Source organism: Kordia sp. (assembly GCF_050633145.1).
Taxonomy (GTDB): Bacteria; Bacteroidota; Bacteroidia; order Flavobacteriales; family Flavobacteriaceae; genus Kordia.
This window is the reverse complement of record NZ_JBOEFY010000043.1, coordinates 60,848-80,200: the sequence shown is the minus strand read 5'-3', so window position 1 is coordinate 80,200 and position 19,353 is coordinate 60,848. Positions and strand designations below refer to the sequence as shown.

Here is a 19,353-nt window from a genome sequence, read left to right as displayed (position 1 = left end):
AATTCAAATTATACGTAACGAGAAATAAATAGCTAAAGATTCAGTTTGAAACACTACAGAAAGCTTTCATTTTTGAATCAATAAAATAGCGTAACTTTACATTCTAGAAAATAAAAATAACGCATGAAGTTAGACATATTAGCTATTGGCGCGCATCCTGATGATGTAGAATTGGGTTGTGGTGCTACGATTGCTAAAGAAATTTCCAAAGGAAAAACAATAGGTATTCTCGATTTGACACGAGGTGAATTGGGAACACGCGGTTCAGCTGATTTGCGAGATATTGAAGCCGCAAACGCAGCTAAAATATTAGGTGTTTCGGTTCGTGAAAATGTAGCATTTGCAGATGGGTTCTTTAAAAATGATAAAGAACATCAACTGCAAATCATTAAGATGATTCGCAAATACCAACCAGAAATCGTACTTTGTAATGCAATTGACGATCGCCATATAGATCACGGAAAAGGAAGTCAGCTCGTAAGTGATGCTTGCTTTTTAAGTGGATTATTAAAAATAGAAACGCAGTTGGATGGAAAGTCGCAAGAAAAATGGCGACCAAAGCATGTATATCATTACATTCAATGGAAAAATATTGAACCAGATTTTGTAGTTGATGTTTCAGGATTTATAGACAAAAAGCACGAAGCTGTAATGGCGTATAGTTCACAATTCTTTGATCCAAAAAGTAACGAAGCAGAAACACCCATTACAAGTAAAAACTTTATAGACAGTATTCATTACCGTGCACGTGATTTAGGACGCTTAATAGGCGTAGATCATGCGGAAGGTTTCACAGTAGAGCGTTATGTCGCTGTAGACTCTTTAAACGACTTAATATAGATTCAGAAACAAAAAATAAAAGATTATGGAACAAGAGCATTTACACGATCCGTTACGATTTCAATACGAATCAAACACGCGTACATTTTCGTTACGAACAAAAATCATAGCTGTGTTACTGGTTTTAATCTTTTGTTTAGTTCCGCTATATGATATAAGTCCGGAGACTTTTCCATTTAATGCAGCTGAAGTTGCTTATGGAGGTTGTTTTCCTTTTGGGTAGCGTTTTCAAATTTATATAAGTGATTTTTTGAGGCGCTAACCTTTTTAAAATCATATAGATAAAAAACAAATTAAAATAAAATAAATAAATACTTTGGATGAAATGTGAAATAGCTTATATTTGCATCCGCAAAACAAATGGTGATTGTAGCTCAGTTGGTTAGAGCGCTGGATTGTGGTTCCAGAGGTCGCCGGTTCGAACCCGGTCTTTCACCCTTTTATAGAGCCTTCCTTACGGAAGGCTTTTTTTTTGGACTATAGTGAAATTATAGCAAGATGTTGGGAGAGAATTTTATGCTGAGCGTAGGCGAAGTAAACCTGGTCTTTCACCCTTTTATAAGTCGCCAATTTTGAGCAATTTTTTTGTTTTTAGACGCTTTTATTCTACTAAAAATTACTATAAACAGTACTTTCCTTTTAATTAATTCTTATTCTGCCTTTTGTAAGTTGTTGATTTTCAATTTTTTTTACGTGGTGTTGAATTTAAGTTTATTTACTAGTATTAAATGAACTCACACGACTAAAATCAAAGATAGATTTGCAGAAAAAATGCAAATATTATTTGTTCAGTTCATAAATAGTTTTATATTTGGTAAACCAATCTGGTTAACCAATTTATAAAATGGATTCAAAAAAGTCATTTCGCAGGAATTTCAATAAATTTTTTTTCCCATTGTTAAGCATCGTATTTACTGTAAGTTGCTCTAGCAATGATGAGTTGGAAAGACCAACTCAAACTTCTTCTGAAACTCCGTCAGGTGAAGTTCCGCCAGAAGAAACTCCAACAGTTAATTATGCAGATATCAATTTTTCTAATTGGAAAGTAACACTTCCTGTAGACGAAAATAATAATGGAAAGCCAGACGAATATCAACCAGACGAATTGGTGAATTTAGGATACCAAACACTTACGCCTGTGCAACCATTTATGTATGATGATACGGAAGATGAATCGCTAGTTTTTTACACATATCCAGAATCATCTACAACAAATAGTTCCTATTCTCGAACGGAATTACGAGAACTCATCAATCCATCAAACTCAAGAGAAAATTGGACATTACTTGAGGGCGGAACCATGAAAGGCCGCTTAAAAGTAGCTTCAGTATCTCAAGATACCAATTCAAGCGATGAATTTCACGACGTAATCATCATGCAAATTCACGGAATCATTTCGGAAGAAGATATGGCTATTCATGGTTTTTCTTCAAACAATGGACCGCCGTTACTTAAAATATATTGGAAAGATGGATATATCTGGTCACACAAAAAATCCTTAGTTGATGAAAGCACTTCTGGAGACGATTTATTAACTACTTCTAATGTGATTTGGAGTGATATCAAACGTAATCTTGGCTATGTTGGTTATGATGCGTTTGACTTTGAAATTATCGCTTCAGATGCACAATTAAGTGTCCAACTCAATAACGAAACACCTTATATATATCAAGATGCAAGCTTAGATAAATGGCCATTTGAGAACTATTTTAAAGCAGGAAATTATTTAATAACAACAGATGATGGAGCATTTTCTTATGTGAAATATTACAATCTATATCTAACGCATTAAAATAAACGATATGAAAATAAAATTACTTTTAATAGCAATGCTTTTTGTAAGTTTTGCGGAGTCACAAACAACACTTACCTTAGGTACAGATACGTCATCTTCGGCAACTAGAGGTCCTTTTCAACGTTCTAATAGCGGATCAAGTTCTGTGTATTCTCGTGCCAGTATCTTGTATACAGCAACAGAATTGGCATCTTTATCACCTTCTGCAACCATATCTCAAATAAATTTTGATTTGGGTTCTACAAATATCATAACAGCTTCTGGTGATGCTACGATGACCATATACATGAAAAACTCAAGCGCTACAGAAGTAGTAGCTGATGGGAGTACTTGGGCAGATGCAATAAACGGAGCTACGATTGTAGGTACATATACTTTTAATACCACAAATAATTTTCCTGGCACGGAAGGGTTTATGAACTTTGTTTTATCCACAGGATTTAATTATACAGGCGGCGCTTTAGAAATTGCTGTCGATTGGGATAGTTCTAATTTAGTGCCTTTAGATGCTGGGCAACCAAATGTATTATTCTCAGGTGATGGTTCATTAAATTGGCATTGGAGCAATACAGCGCATCAATCTCTAAATTACAGAGCAGGATCTTCATCTGCGCCAACGACATTAACCAATAGAAAAGCACAACGTGTAAATACGCAGATTGTGTATAGTGGCGCAACTACTGGGGCAACTACAGGTCAGGTAATTGGAGAATTTCCTATAATGGATGGCGGTATGGAATCGCAAACTGCAGGAAATATGAGTTCTGCAGGAAGTGGTCAAACTGGTACGGCTCAAACTGCATGGACAGTATCATCAACAGGTAATTCAGCAGTTAGAGATATGACAAATGATGCTATGTTAGCAAGAACAGGAGATTTTTCAGCAGCATTCGGAATTGACGTTGGAGCATCAAATTTAAGATTACAAAGTCCTTCAACACAATCGCCAAACTTATTGCAAACTGGCACCGAATATACCGTACAATTTTTCTATAACGCTAGTGCAGATCCTGGGAATGATTTCGATCCAGGAATTTATTTAAATAACACATCTGGCTCTAATACGACAAACAAAACCGATGATCCAGCTTTTGTAGCGAACACTTGGGTAAAAACGTATGGAACTGTTATGACTGGAGCAAACTTTAATGCATCCCATTGGGCAGTTGCTAGGATGAGTGGGAGTAATTTAACGCAAGTAAGAGTGGATGATTTTGTAGTGTATTCAGGAGCATATGATACTACAGCACCAAATGATCCAACGGTTGGTACGTATGCTAATAATTCAGGTGTGGCAACTATTGGTTGGACTGCTCCTTCAGGTGGTGTAGACAATGGAGGTTATGTTGTTATTAAATATACTACAGCACCAAATGCTGATAACGATCCAAATCAAAATGGTATTTACGAATTTGGAAATACAACAACCAATGGAACAGGAGGTCTTACCGGAACTGTAATTTACATTGGTACAGATACAAGCTTCACAGACACATATACGGCTGGTAATTATTATAAAATTTATGCAGTTGATAAAGCATTCAACTATTCAAATGAATTAATAGTTTCTGACGCTACTTTAAGTTTAGACGATGTTAATATAACTTCTGATTTCAAATTATACCCTAACCCAAGTAAAGGCATTCTAAATATCCAAACGAATACTACTGATTCAGTTTCAATAAGCATTTACGATATGTTAGGTAAAGAAGTACTAAATGCTGATAAAGTAACTAATACTATTGATATTTCTAATCTTAAAAACGGAATGTATCTAGTTAAAATAGCGACGAATGACAGAAGTATCACTAAAAAAATAATTAAAGAGTAATTTATCAATCCTAATAAAAGTGTATTTTATGAAATGATGTATTTAATCAAGCAATTTCATACGCTGAGCCCATTACAATTATTATCAAACACATCAATAATATGAGTATTAAAATATCCAAATCAGTTTTTGTTTACTATCTACTAATGATAAGCAGTATTTTGTTATTTAATAGCTGTGCTGAAAACAAAAAACAAAAGCCTATCAATAAAACTGAAAATGTAGAGACAAGTCGTAAAGCAAATGACATCATACCATTTTTTCAACATTGGAACTTAATCTTAGGTGATGGTTCTAACGTTGGTCAGGCAACTAATTATGAAAATAAAGATTTCTTTTATACGGTAAATGATGACAAAGAAGATTGGGTTGTGTTTAAATCACCAAATGCAGGAAATACGCATGGCACATCAAACAATACAAGAACCGAATTGGCGCAACTAAAAAAATGGTCGCCAATGAAAGATGCTACAATGAATGCCACACTTAAGGTAATGAATGTTGCAAAAACTGGTGATGCTAGTGTTGCAGCAACGTATTCGGTTGTGGTTGGTCAAATTCATAGTGCAGACGGACATGAGAATGAACCACTAAAAATATTCTACAAAAAATTCCCAGGACATACCAAAGGTTCTGTCTTTTGGAATTACGAAATAAATACAGCTGGTGACGATAACTCTAAAAGATGGGATTATTCTTATCCTATTTGGGGATATGACTTCTCTGTAGTTGGACCTGATAAAAACACTTATCCACCAGAACCAGAAGATGGAATTGCTTTAGGGGAAGAATTCAGTTATAAAGTGGAAATTAAGGACGGAATGATGCATTTAACGTTCACGAGCGAAGGACATGAAACCAAAACATTTACTAAAAATTTAATTACTTCTGAATATACAAGTCGTTCAGACATACCAGAACAAGTCAATAATTTATTTGTACCCATAGGTCAAGATGGTGTAGAGCGCAAAAATGCATACACTGAAGAAGGACTCTTTTTCAAGTTAGGTTGTTACAATCAAACGAATGGAAAAGATCCTAAAGTAAACAAAGTTTGGTGTTCTGGAGCTGAAACTCACAATGGAGATGTTCAAAAACAATATGCAGATGGTAATTACGCTGAGGTTTGGTTTAAATCAGCAAATATTACAATTAGTGATGATGCCGTATCAAATGCAGGATATTTTAAGGCAAATGATGGTTTAAGCGGAAAAATAGTGTATCCAAGCGAAGTGATTCCTTTTATGGATAAATTCAAAATCTTGATGGGAGATGGAACCAAAGCGGACAATCTTGTCAATCTTGAACATAAAGATTTTTTCTATACTGTAATTGATGGAACTAGACGTTGGGTAGTATACAAAACTCCAAACTCTGGTGTTACTTCAAAAAACTCTAGCAATACAAGAACTGAGTTGCATGAAAAAAGAGAATGGACTCCAGAAGTAGGAGGTAAGCTAACAGGTACTTGTAAAGTGATGCAAGTTTCTATTTCAGGTGATGCTAGAGTAGCGGCATCATATGCAACAGTAGTTGGACAAATTCATAGTGGAGAAGGACATGAAAATGAACCACTAAAAATATTTTACAAAAAATTCCCAGGTCATAAAAAAGGATCTGTATTCTGGAATTATGAAATCAATACAGCTGGCGATGATAATTCTGGAAGATGGGATTATTCCAGTGCTGTATGGGGACATGATATGTCTGTTGTTGGAAAAAGTAAAAACGATTATCCTGCCGAACCTGAGAATGGAATAGAATTAGGCGAAGAATTTAGTTATGAAGTAAATGTGCATAAAGGAATCATGTATCTTACTTTTAAAAGTGATAATCACGAAACAAAAACATTTACTAAAAATCTTATTTCATCTGAATATGCAAAAAAATCTGATCTTCCAGAACAAGTAAAGAAATTATTTGTGCCAATAGGACAAGATGGTGTCGAACGTGCCAATGCATATAGCGGAGAGTTAAACTATTTTAAACAAGGAGCTTATAATCAAACCAATGGAAAAAGCCCTGAAAAAAGTATGGTATGGTGTGCAGGTGCAGAAACCTATGGAGGTAATATTGCCAAACAATATGAAAATGGTTGTTATACAGAAGTATGGTTTAGAGAAGCAACAATAGGTCCGAGTACGCCACCAAATAAATAGATTAAATTAATTAATGTGTGGAACAACAGTGGCTTTTTCTTAAGCTAAACAAGTAAAACGATAATAAAAAAAACGAATACAATATGAAAACATTTGGCGCAAGCAAAGAATTTATTTTAGACAAAGACCTAGAATGGGAAGTTGTTGGTGAAGGCGTAAAAAGAAAAATTATGGGCTATGATGATAAAATCATGCTTGTAAAAGTACACTTCGATAAAGGAGGCATCGGATATAAGCACGAACACTACCATAGTCAAGTTACCTATGTAGAAAGCGGAACATTTGAATTTTCAATTGGAGAAGAAACTAGAGTAGTAAAAGGTGGAGACACAGTTTACATTCCACCACATGTATTGCATGGAGCAATCTGTACAGAAGAAGGAATATTAATAGATGTATTTAGCCCTATTCGTGAGGACTTTATGGAATAAGTAAAATTAATTTTTATTTAACAAAAATTTAATATATATTTGGTAAACCAATCTGGTAAACCAATTTTGATTTACTCACAAAAAAAGGACAGGTGCACGCCTATCCTTTTTGGAATATTACTTCTTTGGAGGGAAGTAAGATCATACATAATTACTTATCGTAACATGCATACTGCAAAAATACAAAAAATTTGGTAGTAGCTATAAAGCTGTAAGTGATTAGTTGGAATATTAACTAATTAAAAAAACTAATTATGAATTTAAAAACTAAGCTAACCTGCATTGCAATGCTACTCTTCTGCATTTCAATGTATGCGCAGGAATCCTTTACGCTTAAAGGAAAGGTAGTTGACAAATCAAACAATCAACCGATCCTTGGCGCAAATATTCAGGTAGTTAAAACGTCAAAAGGTACCTCTACCGATTTTGATGGTAATTATCAAATTGCAGTAAAAAAAGGTGATATACTACAATTTTCCTATGTTGGTTATATTTCTCAAACTGTAATTGTTGACGCACAACAAACTATAAATATTGCCTTAGTAGAAGATGCTAATGCATTAGACGAAGTTGTTGTTGTTGGTTACGGTACGAGAAAAAAGAAACACTTAACAGGCGCAATGTCTACTTTAAGTGTAAAAGATAAAGGCTTAGATAAAATTGCCGTATCAAGACTAGATGATGCCCTTGTTGGACAAGTTGCTGGTTTAAATGTTTCAGCTACAGAAGGTGAAGCTGGTTCAGACCCAACTATTCGTGTACGTGGTGTCGGTTCTCTTAATGGAGATTCTGCTCCTTTAATTGTTATTGACGGATTAGTAGTAGACAGTGATTTTCTTGGTAATTTAGATATGAATGAAGTTGAAACCTTCGATGTTCTTAAAGATGCCGCTTCTACAGCAATCTATGGTTCTCGTGGAGCCAATGGTGTTATACAAATTACAACGAAACAAGGTAAAGACGGAAAAACATCATTTTCTTACAATACATTTTTAGGTTTTAAAGAAGCGAGACAAAGTGACGATTACTACTTTACTGTAGCAGAAACAGTAGCAGCTGAACAAGCTGCAACAGGAACACTTTCCAACAGAACAGCTTACAAACAATTACTTACGCAAACTACAGGTATTGACAGAGATTGGCAAGATGTCATCTTTGAAGGAGGAACAATTACTACACACTCATTCAATGCACGTGGAGGAAATAAAAACACAAAATTTAGTGCTTCATTAGGATACAATCACGATGAAGGAGTATTGTTAACAGATGATTATAAGCGTTACAATGCTAGACTAAAATTAGATACAAAACTTAGTGATAAAATTAAGATTGGAGTTAACTTTGCTCCATCATATACTAGAAGAAGACGTTTTGATGGTTCAACACACGATATTTTAAGACAAACGCCATGGTTACCATTGTATCATGATTCTAATTCTATTCAGTTTGTAGATTTCAATACATATCCAAATGTTCAAGTTGGAGACTATGCAATTCAAAGACATTTTGACAACTACGATTTATTTGGCGATGGTTCAGTTTTACAAGATATTAGTAATACATCGAACACAAATCCAGCAGCAAAAGTATTAGAGCGTGATAGAAATGATTATAAATTTAAATTAGCAGGTCTTTTCTACGGTGAATACAAAATCATCGATGGTTTAAGATTTAGAGCAAGTCTTGGTGGTGACTATCAAAATACATTTAGAAATAGATGGCAAGGAGTTCAATCGAACAGAAATGGTGCAGCAGCAGCAAGCTATTTTGAATCTAACGAAAACAGAATCCACACCTTATCTGAAGGGTATTTTACATACGACAAAGCTTTTGGAGGACATGAATTAAATGCCGTTTTAGGAGCATCTGCTGAAAGATGGGAATGGCAAGGAGACAGCGCTCTAGGATCTGGATATACTTCCGATTTAGTACAAACATTAAGCGCAGCTACTGTTTTGAATGAAATACAATCTTATAGATATGAAGAAGGTTTCTCTTCGTTCTTTGCAAGAGTAAATTATGCATACAAAGACAAATACTTAGCTTCTTTAAGTTACAGACGTGATGGTAGCTCTATTTTTGGAGTTGACAACAAATACGGAGATTTCCCATCTGCTTCTGTAGGTTGGGTAGTTTCTGAAGAAGATTTCTTAGCTGAAAGTGAATTTTTAAGCACTTTAAAACTAAGAGCAAGTTACGGTGTTACTGGAAATAAAGATATTGATACTGGAAATAACCTTACAGATTTATATCCTTCAATCTCTTTATTAGGAACAGACAATTACAATTCTCAAGCTGCCTTTGTAGCGCTTAACATCGCAAACCCTGAATTACAATGGGAAAGATTGATAGAATTCAACCCAGGAATTGACTTTGGATTCTTTAACAACAGAATTGTAGGTTCTTTAGATTACTACACTAGAACCAGTGATCAACTATTATTATTCAACCCAGTTCCTTCTTCAACAGGTTTTTCTGCCGCGTTAGAAAATTTAGGAGAAGTTAGAAACTCAGGTATTGAATTAGAAATTACATCTCGAAACATATCTACTGAAGACTTTAGATGGTCAACAACAGTAATTGCTTCTCATAATAAAAATGAACTATTGGATTTTGCAGATTCTAACGGACAAATTCAAAATGTAGATAGTAAAAGAGCTGCAGAATGGATCAACTTAGTAGGAAACCCAATATCGTCGTATTATGGTTGGGTTGTAGATCGTGAAATTCCTGTAGAATTTATCAACGATCCATATCACCCAGCAGGTGGACAAGCACAAGATGTATATGTAAAAGATTTAAATGGTGATGGACTTATCGATGATGATGATAAAACAATCTTAGGAAGTCCATATCCAGACCTAGTGTGGAGTATTTCAAATAATTTCAGATACAAAGATTTTGACTTAAGTTTTATGTTTCAAGGAAGTCATGGTGCAGAAATTCGTAACATGGGAGATCAATACTTATTCAATCACTTTAATAGTGCTCAAGATTTTAATACGACGACGACACCAGATCAAGGTTTTATTAGACAAAAAATCTTTACAGATGCTATCATACAAGATGCAAGCTACATTGCACTTCGTAATGTAACATTAGGGTACAATCTTCCTAGTGACATCGCGAACAGATTTGGCGTGTCTACATTTAGAATATATGCAACAGGTCAAAACCTAATGTATCTTACTGCGAGCGATTACACTGGATTTAATCCAGAATCAATTAATAACACAAGTGCAACTACTTATGGATATCAGCGTGCTGGTTCACCTATATTTAGTACTGTATCTTTTGGGTTAAACGTACAATTTTAAAATATTAAGATTTATAAAAACATTTAATTATGAAACAATTAAAATATATAGGTTTATTGATGTTAGTGATAGGCTTTCAGTCTTGTCATAAAGATCTCCTTGAACCAGTACCAGAAGCGGCAGTAAGTAGTGAAAATTACTTTTTAAATGATGACCAAATCGAAACAGGTGTTGTTGCCATTTATGATGCAATACAAGGAGTAAACTCTACGAGTCTAAATGATAATCGTGGTATACAACAAGAGTTTTATGTCACAGAAATGCGTAGTGACAATACAAGAACAAAAAATCAAGAAGGAGAAGCGGCAGAGTTTGAAAGCTATGCCATCACTCCAAATAACGGTATTGTAGAGAACTACTATAGAAGTTGTTACAGTACTATTTTTAGAGCCAATTTAGTATTAGAAAACCTTGGAAATGCGTCAAGCGGAATGTCTCCAATTTTTGAAGGAGAAGCAAAATTTGCAAGAGCTTATAGTTACTTTAATTTAGTGCGTCTTTTTGGAGATGTTCCTTTAGTAGATAGAACTATTACGCCACAAGAAGATGAAGTTGCTTTCACAAGAGTCGCTACTGCTACTATTTACAATTTAATAGTAAGCGATTTAGAAACTGCTGCTGCCAATTTAAGTAATGGTGAATACACAAGAGCTTCAAAAGCTGCTGCGGAAGCATTACTAGCAAAAGTGCATTTGACACTTGGAAACTATTTGGAAGCACAAGTTCTTTGTGAAAATGTAATGACTTACGGTTATGGTTTAGAGCCTAACTTTAATGATATCTTTTATAATGAAGGAAATAACGAAGTTATTTTTTCAATTGCTTACACGCAAGGTATAGAAGCAGATAGCCAAGACTTTTCTGCTGAATTTATGAATGGTGTAGGACGTACTGTTGGTGTAAACTACGTTACTGAAGATGCTGCTGCATTTTTAGATGCTAGTGGTGGAGACAGAACGCCATTTTCATATCGAATCGATCCATTACAACCAACACAAAGACAAGTTGTAAAGTACTTACCAAATGGTGAAGATGGAGGTGACAATGGAAATGTATTTGAATCAGATGCTACCTTATCTGGTAACGACTGGGTTGTATTAAGATATGCTGATGTATTATTAATGCATACAGAAGCGATCTTAGCTGGTAACCAAGAAACAACAAATACTGCAGCAATAACATCTTTCCAAACTGTACGAAACAGAGCAGGTTTAACAGCAGCTGTGACTTCTATTACAAAACAAGAGTTACTAGATGAAAGACGTGCTGAGTTAGCTTTTGAAAACCAACGTTTATTTGATTTAATTCGTTTTGGAGAAGCGCAAACAGTATTGTCAGACTTATCAGCTGTCAACAATTACTCTTTTACTGCAACAGATTTATTACTACCTATTCCACAACGTGAAATAAATCTTAGTAATGGTGTAATGACTCAAAATCCAGGCTATTAAAATTTAAAAAGATATATTATGAAAAAAACAATAAAAATATTTGGTATCGCATTCCTGCTTGTTGGTGGGCTTGTATATCAGTCTTGTGACATTGATAAATTTGAACCACTTGGAGAAAACTCAATTGCAGATGCAACACCTCCACAAGCAAACTTCTCGTTTACACAAGGACAAGGAGCTGCAGAAGAATGGAAAGATTATACATTTGCCAACCTATCTACAAGTGCTACAATGTATGCGTGGGATTTTGGAGATGGAAATACTTCTACAGATGTTGATGGTGCAAACACGTATTCTGGAGAAGGAACATATACGGTAAGCTTAACAGCTTCTGATGCATTAGGTGTAACAAGTACATTTACACAAACTGTAGAAGTAGTAGAACCAGAAGCACCATTAGTTGCAGATCCTGTTTTAGTTAACTTTGACTTTAACAAACTTCCAAAATCATCAGGATCAGATTGTTCATGTGCAGGTTGGATTAACAAAGAAATTGGAGAACAAGGAGAATCAAGTTCTGGTAATGGAGGTTCTGATAATGTTGTAAAATTTGACAACAACGAACCTGATCATGTATATCAAGAATTTGCTGTAACGCCAAATGCCGATTACACAATTACAATTGTAACTTCTTTCAAAGCTCCAACAGGTGGAACATTCCCTAGCATGCTTGAACTAAGAGTTTTAGCTGGTTCAGGATACGAAGCAGGATATACACCAACATATTACACAGATACAGCTTTAATGCCACAAGGTAATAGTGACACAGGTACTTGGGGATACAGAACTGTACCACAAGTAGAAGACCCTGCAAACAATCTGTTAGTAGAAGTACAATCAAACCCATCTGACGATAGTTATTTCTCATATACTTATTCGTTCAATGCTGGAGCCAATGATAGTGTTGCACTATTCATTAGAGGTATTGGAGGCGATAGCATAGGAGATTACAACTACACAGGTGGAGATGAAGAAATAAGAGCTGATGTTGTAACAATTACAGCCGTTAACTAATATGAAATTAAAAACGTTATTCATACTATTCTTTGCTTTTCACCTTAGCATTGGTTTTGCACAGTCACATGAGACTACCAAAGCTGAAGTAAAAAAGGAGAAAAAACGTAAAAGAAAAAAACGTAAGAAGAAGTATAAATTACCTAAAATTGATTTATCGCATTGGAAAGTGACAACACCTGCGGGGAACGGAAAAAAACCGCAGGAGGTGTCACCACCAGAAATATTAGAGTATGCCACCAATGAAGATTTAAAACCGTACATGTACAATGATTCGGTTCGTGGTGCAATCGTTTTCTATGCCTATCCAAGCAAAGCAACCACAGCAAATACCAAGTATTCGCGTTCGGAGTTGCGAGAGCAAATGGAGCCTGGAAGCAATAGTGTCAATTGGACATTTAAGCAAGGCGGCATTATGAAAGGAAAACTGGCAATGGATGAAGTCTCTCGTGATAAAAATGGAAAATATCACAAGGTAATTATCATGCAAATTCATGGTCGTCTTACCAATGAACAACGTGATCTTATAGGTCAAAAAGACAACAATGCCCCGCCAATTTTAAAAATATATTGGCAAGATGGCAAAGTACGTGTCAAAACAAAAGTCTTAAAAAATTTGAATGCTACCAATGAAGAAATGCTTCATGAAGATGCTTGGGGAAATGACAAAGGATTTACATTCAAAGAAAAAGTAGGATTTAAAAAATTTCGACTTGAAGTCAGAGTAAGTGAAGGAAAAATGACAATAGTTTTAAATAATAACGAATACAAAACCTATGAAAACATTCACATGAAAAAATGGGGAATCTTTGAAAATTATTTCAAAGCAGGGAACTACTTTCAATCACGTGATGAAGGTTCGTACGCAAAAGTTCGATATTATACACTAGAAGTAACACATTAATACTGAAGTTAATTTATTTGAATTGAAGCTTTTATTGGGTTTTACTGACCTACCTTTAGGTCAGTAAGATTCAACTAAAGATTTCTTAAAATGATAATGCGTATTCTTTATTAATTTTTTAAATTTAACATACAAAATCTGGTTAACCAATTATAGTCGCTAACGTATGAAATTAGACATAGTAACAAGAACAGAAACACTCGACGTCCAAAAAACAATTATCTCGAAAATTCGAGACCTAATCAATATTAAAAATTTGGAACCAGGAGATAAACTCCCGTCTGAGCGTATGCTGTCTGAAAAATTTGGTGTTACACGTAGCAATGTACGAGAAGCCATTCAAAAACTTGAATTTTATGGCTTGCTAAAATCAATTCCGCAAAGTGGAACTTTCGTTGCAAACATTGGTGTAATTGCAATGAACGGAATGATTGAAGACATCCTGCGTTTAGAAGAACCAGATTTTAAATCGTTAGTAGAAACTAGAATTTTATTAGAGCTAAAAACTGCACGTTTAGCTGCTATCAGAAGAACAGATGAAGATCTTCAAAAAATGAAAGAGGCACTTGATGCATATACTGAAAAAGTACGCAATGGCGAAGATGCTGTACAAGAAGATCTATTATTTCACCTAGCAATTGCAAAGGCTAGTGGAAACAGTACCATGAATACATTCATGTTAATTATTACACCAGAAATCATAACAAACTTTGAAAAATATCATGTATGTGATAAAGATTTAGCAGAATCTGGAATCATAGAACATCAAAATATTTTCAATGCCATAAGAGATCAAGAACCGCAATTGGCAAAACAAAAAATGAAAGAACACTTTAAAATGTTATATCAATATTGTTATAATATTTAATAAAAAGTAATGGAAATTTTGAAAATGCACGATTTCAAAATTGACAAGAAATACGGAGGGAAGTAATTTTATATGTAGAAGCGTAACACACATTTCTTCACGATACAATTACAATAAAAAATAAGAGCAAAACCGCTCTAACAATCATCATACATATTTGTTAGCGCAAGTACTTGTATGGTTCACACACAACAATATGAAAATAAAAGGATTAAGATGGTGGGTTATAGGGCTAATAGCTTTGGCTGCCGTTATAAATTACATAGATAGGCAAGCTTTAGGAGTCTTATGGCCAGATATTGCTGAATCTATGTTTCCTGATATGGATGTAGATGGTCGAAAAGAAATATATGCTTGGATTACAAGTAGTTTCATTTTTTTCTATGCAGGCGGTCAAGCACTCTTCGGAAAAATATTTGACTGGATAGGAACAAGAATAGGATTCGCAATCTCCATTGGAGTATGGTCTGTCGCAACTGCTTTACATGCTTTTGCTGCAGGAGCATGGACTTTTGCTATTTTTAGATCTATTCTAGGTTTAGCCGAAGCTGGTAACTGGCCAGGAGCAGCAAAAGGAAATGCTGAATGGTTTCCTGCAAAAGAGAGAGCATTTGCTCAAGGTTTATTTAACTCTGGTGCAGCTATTGGAGGTATTGTAGCTATTCCACTGATTGCCTTTATGACTATATATTTTAGTTGGCAAATGATATTTATTATCGTTGGTCTTATTGGTTTATTATGGTTGCTACCTTGGTTATTCATAGTAAAAGCACCACCAGAATACCACCCAAATATTTCTGAAGAAGAAAAAGAATATATACTAAGTGGGCAAATCACAAAAGATGAGTCAGGAGATGTATCTGAATACAATCCAACTACAGTTCAGTTATTTAAACACAGAGAAAGTTGGGGAGTTGTACTAGCTTCTGCAGCAATTGATCCTATATGGTGGTTGTTTGTAGCTTGGATACCACTTTATCTTAATGGTGTTTATGGGATGGACGTTAAAACGATAGGTATTTACGGTTGGGTTCCTTATGTAGGAGCAATGTTAGGTGCATGGTTCGGAGGTCTTTTAGCACAAAATAGAATCAAAGTTGGATGGAGTATAAATAAAACTAGAAAGCGGGTAATAACTCTTGGGTGTTTAATAATGTTTCCTTCATTTTTTTTACTGATTGATCCAGCTGCTTTTGCTTCTATATTTAATTCGATATTTGGTTTTTTAGGCGCTAATATGAATTCGCCAACAGCAGCAGTAATAATAATGGCTATTATCTTATTTGGTTTTCAAACATCAATTGGAAATGTACAAACCTTACCAAGCGATATGTTTGGTAAGAATTCTGTAGGAACATTATCTGGGTTTGCAGGAATGGCTGCTAAATTAGCTGTATTTGGATTTACAGTATTAGTTCCATGGTTGACAAAAGGAGAAAATTATGCTCCAGCATTTTATGTGGGAGCAGGACTTACCGCTGCAGCATTATTTGCTATTTGGGTATTGATTCCTAAAGTGGAAAAAGTAAAAGAAATAAATTAAGACAATTCAAAAAATAAAAAAATATAATAAAAATATATAATATGAGTAATAAAGGAAAAATTGCAATAATTACTGGAGCCACTGGAGGAATAGGTTATGCAGTAGCAAAGAGATTAGGCGAAGACGGATATACTGTTATTTTAAACGGTATTGATGATGCTGCTGGAGCTGAAAAATTAAAACAATTAACAGACGCAGGAATCACTGCCGAATATTATGGTTTTGATGTTACTCAAGAAGATCAAGTAATAGAAAATATTACGAAAATCGGTGAGAAATATGGTAAAATAGATGTGCTAGTAAACAATGCTGGTGGATTGGGAGGAAGATCTCGTTTTGAAGAAATGACTACCGAATTCTATAGATTTGTAATGGCACTAAACCTTGACTCTGTATTTTTTGCTTCAAGAGCAGCCATACCATACCTTAAAAAAGGTGAACATCCATCTATAATTAACTACACATCTAATGCTGGATGGACTGCTGGTGGACCAGGAGCAGGAATCTATGGAACATCAAAAGCTGGTGTGCATGCAATAACGAGAGCATTAGCAAAAGATTTAGCTGAATATGGTATCAGATCAAATGCAGTATCACCAGGTACAATTGACACACCATTTCACGCACAAATAAAATCAACAAAACCAGAAGTATTTGCTTCTTGGGCAAACAATATTATGTTAGGACGATTAGGACAACCAGAAGATGTAGCAGGTGTTATTTCGTTCTTAGCCAGTAAAGACGCATCTTTTATTACAGCTGAAACTATTCAAATTGGTGGTGGACAAGCGCTAGGGATATAAATCGTATTTTTATAAAAATGAAAATTGAAAGTTCATCGCATATGAACATCATTCTACAACGATAATACATGAAAAAAGTAGTCACATTTGGTGAAATTATGTTGCGCCTTTCTACAGAACGTTTTTTACGATTCTCACAATCAAAAGCGTTCAATGCTATGTATGGTGGCGGCGAATTTAATGTAGCAGTTTCATTGGCAAATTTGGGTATAAAAAGTGAGTTTGTAACTCGATTGCCAGATAATGAAATTGGTGAATGTGCTTTGATGGAAATGCGCAAACAAAATGTAGGCACGAATCATATTTTATTTGGAAAAGATAGACTCGGAATTTACTTTTTGGAAACCGGAGCTGGCACACGAGCAAGTAATGTTGTGTATGACAGAGCCAATAGCGCTATGGCGAATTTGAAAAAAGGAACTTTCAACTGGAAAGAAATTTTAAAAGATATCTCTTGGTTTCACTGGAGTGGAATTACGCCCGCTATTTCGCAAGGTGCAGCAGATGAATGTTTGGAAGCTATTAAAGCAGCTCATGAACTTGGAATTACGATTTCTTCCGATTTAAACTACCGCGCAAAACTTTGGAAATATGGCAAAGAACCACATGAAATTATGCCCGAAATGCTTCAGTATAGCAACATTATCTTAGGAGATATTGATACCGCATATTTTATGTTAGGGAAAAATAAAGTCAACCCAAACTATCAAGATGTAAAATCATTGCCAAATTTATATGATAAAGTCTTTGAATTGTGTCCAAACCTTCAAACAATGGCAACTACACTTCGCTATTCGGTAAGCGCTTCACATCAACGTATTGGCGGAATGTTATACGATAAAAAAAGTATTTATGATGCCGATATTAAAGAAGTGACGCCAGTAGTAGACAGAGTTGGAAGTGGTGACGCATTTATGGGCGGATTGATTTATGGTTTGATGGAACACGAAAATGACAAGCAAAAAGCAATCAATATTGCCGTAGCTTCATGTTGTTTAAAACATACCATTTATGGAGACTATAATTTGGTCTCAAGACAAGACATTAACAACTTTTTAGCAGGGAATAACAACGGAAAAGTCTCAAGATAAACAATGGCAACATTTACACGTATAGAAGTCGCACAAACAATGAAAAGTACAGGACTGGTTCCTTTGTTTTATCATGATGATATAGAAATAGCCAAACAAGTAGTAAAAGCTTGTTATGATGGCGGTGCACGTTTGTTAGAATTTACCGCTCGTGGTGATTTTGCACATGAAATTTTTGGAAATCTAAATAAATATATTCGTCAAGAATTGCCTGAAATGATCTTAGGAGTTGGCTCTGTTACAGATGCAGCTTCAGCTTCTTTGTATATGTCGCTTGGCGCGAATTTTATTGTAACGCCTGTATTACGAGAAGACATTGCTATAGTTTGTAATAGACGAAAAGTACTATGGTCGCCAGGTTGTGGTTCGTTAACCGAAATCGCGAAAGCTGAAGAATTAGGCTGCGAAATTGTGAAACTATTTCCTGGAAGTATTTATGGTGCAGAGTTTGTAAAAGCAATCAAAGCACCGCAACCATGGACTAGCATTATGCCTACTGGAGGAGTTTCTCCCACTCGTGAAAACTTAGAAAAATGGTTTGCTGCAGGAGTAACATGTGTTGGAATGGGTTCTAAACTGATTCAGAAGAAAGAAAATGGTGAATTTGATCTAAAAAAAATTAAGCTTACTACACAAGAAGCACTTCAGATTATAAAAGAATTGAACATATGAATCTTTCGCAATCTTCTGCTATTACATTAAAGGAATTATCACAGCTTTCGGGTTTTTCTATTTCTACAGTATCTAAAGCTATAAATGATAAGCTAGATATTAGTACAAAAACCAAGCAATTAATCTTAAAAATAGCGAATGAACATAACTATGTTCCTAATAATTATGCAATAGCATTAAGAAAAAGGAAAACACATACAATTGCAGTGATTATTCCTCAAATAAATGATGTTTTTTACAGTTGTTTCATACATAATGTAGAAAAAATTGCCAGTAAGTTTGATTATAGAATTCTTCTCTTCCAATCTTTTGATGAAAACAGTAAAGAAGAGGAATATATACAGAAAATTTATGACGGTAGTGTTGATGGAGCCATTATTTTATCGACCAATAATATAAAAACAACTATTAGCGATACAGTGAAATTGCCCATAGAATATATTAAAATTATGAAGGGATATCAAGGACAACAACACCTCAAAAAAAGTTGCATTTTAGGGTTTAAGAAGTTATTGAATCGAATAAAATAATATTTTCTTACTATATTTTAATGCCAAAAAAATGAATACAGATTTGGAGAGGCAAATTGTGAAAGATCCAATGAAGAATGCAGCTTATTTTTTGCTTTGGAGAA

General features: G+C 34.7%; 16 protein-coding genes and 1 tRNA gene. All 17 read left to right on the top strand.

Translation table 11 applies throughout. The annotated features are described in order from the left end of the window. Positions 1-123: 123 nt before the first annotated feature. The 17 genes from bshB1 to ACRBBL_RS19945 all read left to right on the top strand — a co-directional run bounded on the left by bshB1 (position 124) and on the right by ACRBBL_RS19945 (position 19,249). Entirely contained in the window at positions 124-840 is a 717-nt protein-coding gene (gene bshB1, locus ACRBBL_RS20025; protein ID WP_431370859.1) for a bacillithiol biosynthesis deacetylase BshB1, read from the top strand. A 25-nt stretch (positions 841-865) separates the two neighbouring features. Then, the gene (locus ACRBBL_RS20020) at positions 866-1,063 is read left to right on the top strand and encodes a hypothetical protein (protein ID WP_431370858.1); all 198 of its coding nucleotides are present in this window, start codon (positions 866-868) and stop codon (positions 1,061-1,063) included. Between the two features lie 139 nt (positions 1,064-1,202). Beyond that, positions 1,203-1,278, top strand: a tRNA-His gene (locus ACRBBL_RS20015). Positions 1,279-1,684: 406 nt separating this feature from the next. Beyond that, positions 1,685-2,632: a polysaccharide lyase family 7 protein gene (locus ACRBBL_RS20010; protein WP_431370857.1), complete on the top strand. Its 948-nt coding sequence runs from the start codon at positions 1,685-1,687 to the stop codon at positions 2,630-2,632. Between the two features lie 10 nt (positions 2,633-2,642). Further along, positions 2,643-4,466 carry a T9SS type A sorting domain-containing protein gene (locus ACRBBL_RS20005; protein WP_431370856.1) on the top strand — a complete coding sequence of 608 codons (1,824 nt, stop codon included), beginning with the start codon at positions 2,643-2,645 and terminating at the stop codon, positions 4,464-4,466. 101 nt (positions 4,467-4,567) lie between these two features. Continuing rightward, entirely contained in the window at positions 4,568-6,625 is a 2,058-nt protein-coding gene (locus ACRBBL_RS20000; RefSeq protein ID WP_431370855.1) for a polysaccharide lyase family 7 protein, read from the top strand. 83 nt (positions 6,626-6,708) lie between these two features. Further along, the gene (locus ACRBBL_RS19995) at positions 6,709-7,056 is read left to right on the top strand and encodes a cupin domain-containing protein (protein WP_108114444.1); all 348 of its coding nucleotides are present in this window, start codon (positions 6,709-6,711) and stop codon (positions 7,054-7,056) included. 254 nt (positions 7,057-7,310) lie between these two features. Then, positions 7,311-10,373 carry a SusC/RagA family TonB-linked outer membrane protein gene (locus tag ACRBBL_RS19990; RefSeq protein ID WP_431370854.1) on the top strand — a complete coding sequence of 1,021 codons (3,063 nt, stop codon included), beginning with the start codon at positions 7,311-7,313 and terminating at the stop codon, positions 10,371-10,373. A 29-nt stretch (positions 10,374-10,402) separates the two neighbouring features. Then, on the top strand, positions 10,403-11,824 hold the full coding sequence (locus ACRBBL_RS19985; protein WP_431370853.1) for a RagB/SusD family nutrient uptake outer membrane protein: 1,422 nt from the start codon (positions 10,403-10,405) through the stop codon (positions 11,822-11,824). 18 nt (positions 11,825-11,842) lie between these two features. Continuing rightward, positions 11,843-12,838, top strand: a complete 996-nt coding sequence (locus ACRBBL_RS19980; protein WP_431370852.1) for a PKD domain-containing protein — start codon at positions 11,843-11,845, stop codon at positions 12,836-12,838. Between the two features lies 1 nt (position 12,839). After that, a complete protein-coding gene (locus ACRBBL_RS19975; protein ID WP_431370851.1) occupies positions 12,840-13,742 on the top strand; it encodes a polysaccharide lyase family 7 protein in 903 nt (300 codons plus the stop codon). Positions 13,743-13,908: 166 nt separating this feature from the next. Continuing rightward, the gene (locus ACRBBL_RS19970) at positions 13,909-14,610 is read left to right on the top strand and encodes a FadR/GntR family transcriptional regulator (RefSeq protein ID WP_431370850.1); all 702 of its coding nucleotides are present in this window, start codon (positions 13,909-13,911) and stop codon (positions 14,608-14,610) included. 196 nt (positions 14,611-14,806) lie between these two features. Then, complete coding sequence (locus ACRBBL_RS19965) at positions 14,807-16,153, top strand: MFS transporter (protein ID WP_431370860.1); 1,347 nt, start codon at positions 14,807-14,809, stop codon at positions 16,151-16,153. 41 nt (positions 16,154-16,194) lie between these two features. Further along, positions 16,195-16,956: an SDR family NAD(P)-dependent oxidoreductase gene (locus tag ACRBBL_RS19960; protein ID WP_431370849.1), complete on the top strand. Its 762-nt coding sequence runs from the start codon at positions 16,195-16,197 to the stop codon at positions 16,954-16,956. Between the two features lie 68 nt (positions 16,957-17,024). Beyond that, positions 17,025-18,047, top strand: a complete 1,023-nt coding sequence (locus ACRBBL_RS19955; RefSeq protein WP_431370848.1) for a PfkB family carbohydrate kinase — start codon at positions 17,025-17,027, stop codon at positions 18,045-18,047. A gap of 3 nt (positions 18,048-18,050) precedes the next feature. Further along, positions 18,051-18,719, top strand: a complete 669-nt coding sequence (locus ACRBBL_RS19950; RefSeq protein WP_431370847.1) for a bifunctional 4-hydroxy-2-oxoglutarate aldolase/2-dehydro-3-deoxy-phosphogluconate aldolase — start codon at positions 18,051-18,053, stop codon at positions 18,717-18,719. Beyond that, entirely contained in the window at positions 18,716-19,249 is a 534-nt protein-coding gene (locus tag ACRBBL_RS19945; RefSeq protein WP_431370846.1) for a LacI family DNA-binding transcriptional regulator, read from the top strand. Before ACRBBL_RS19950 ends, ACRBBL_RS19945 begins: the two co-directional genes overlap by 4 nt. Positions 19,250-19,353 lie beyond the last annotated feature (104 nt).

Bases quoted from the DNA above. Each gene is read 5' to 3' on its own strand.
- bshB1 (WP_431370859.1), top strand. From the start codon at position 124: ATGAAGTTAGACATATTAGCTATTGGCGCGCATCCTGATGATGTAGAA.
- ACRBBL_RS20020 (WP_431370858.1), top strand. From the start codon at position 866: ATGGAACAAGAGCATTTACACGATCCGTTACGATTTCAATACGAATCA.
- ACRBBL_RS20010 (WP_431370857.1), top strand. From the start codon at position 1,685: ATGGATTCAAAAAAGTCATTTCGCAGGAATTTCAATAAATTTTTTTTC.
- ACRBBL_RS20005 (WP_431370856.1), top strand. From the start codon at position 2,643: ATGAAAATAAAATTACTTTTAATAGCAATGCTTTTTGTAAGTTTTGCG.
- ACRBBL_RS20000 (WP_431370855.1), top strand. From the start codon at position 4,568: ATGAGTATTAAAATATCCAAATCAGTTTTTGTTTACTATCTACTAATG.
- ACRBBL_RS19995 (WP_108114444.1), top strand. From the start codon at position 6,709: ATGAAAACATTTGGCGCAAGCAAAGAATTTATTTTAGACAAAGACCTA.
- ACRBBL_RS19990 (WP_431370854.1), top strand. From the start codon at position 7,311: ATGAATTTAAAAACTAAGCTAACCTGCATTGCAATGCTACTCTTCTGC.
- ACRBBL_RS19985 (WP_431370853.1), top strand. From the start codon at position 10,403: ATGAAACAATTAAAATATATAGGTTTATTGATGTTAGTGATAGGCTTT.
- ACRBBL_RS19980 (WP_431370852.1), top strand. From the start codon at position 11,843: ATGAAAAAAACAATAAAAATATTTGGTATCGCATTCCTGCTTGTTGGT.
- ACRBBL_RS19975 (WP_431370851.1), top strand. From the start codon at position 12,840: ATGAAATTAAAAACGTTATTCATACTATTCTTTGCTTTTCACCTTAGC.
- ACRBBL_RS19970 (WP_431370850.1), top strand. From the start codon at position 13,909: ATGAAATTAGACATAGTAACAAGAACAGAAACACTCGACGTCCAAAAA.
- ACRBBL_RS19965 (WP_431370860.1), top strand. From the start codon at position 14,807: ATGAAAATAAAAGGATTAAGATGGTGGGTTATAGGGCTAATAGCTTTG.
- ACRBBL_RS19960 (WP_431370849.1), top strand. From the start codon at position 16,195: ATGAGTAATAAAGGAAAAATTGCAATAATTACTGGAGCCACTGGAGGA.
- ACRBBL_RS19955 (WP_431370848.1), top strand. From the start codon at position 17,025: ATGAAAAAAGTAGTCACATTTGGTGAAATTATGTTGCGCCTTTCTACA.
- ACRBBL_RS19950 (WP_431370847.1), top strand. From the start codon at position 18,051: ATGGCAACATTTACACGTATAGAAGTCGCACAAACAATGAAAAGTACA.
- ACRBBL_RS19945 (WP_431370846.1), top strand. From the start codon at position 18,716: ATGAATCTTTCGCAATCTTCTGCTATTACATTAAAGGAATTATCACAG.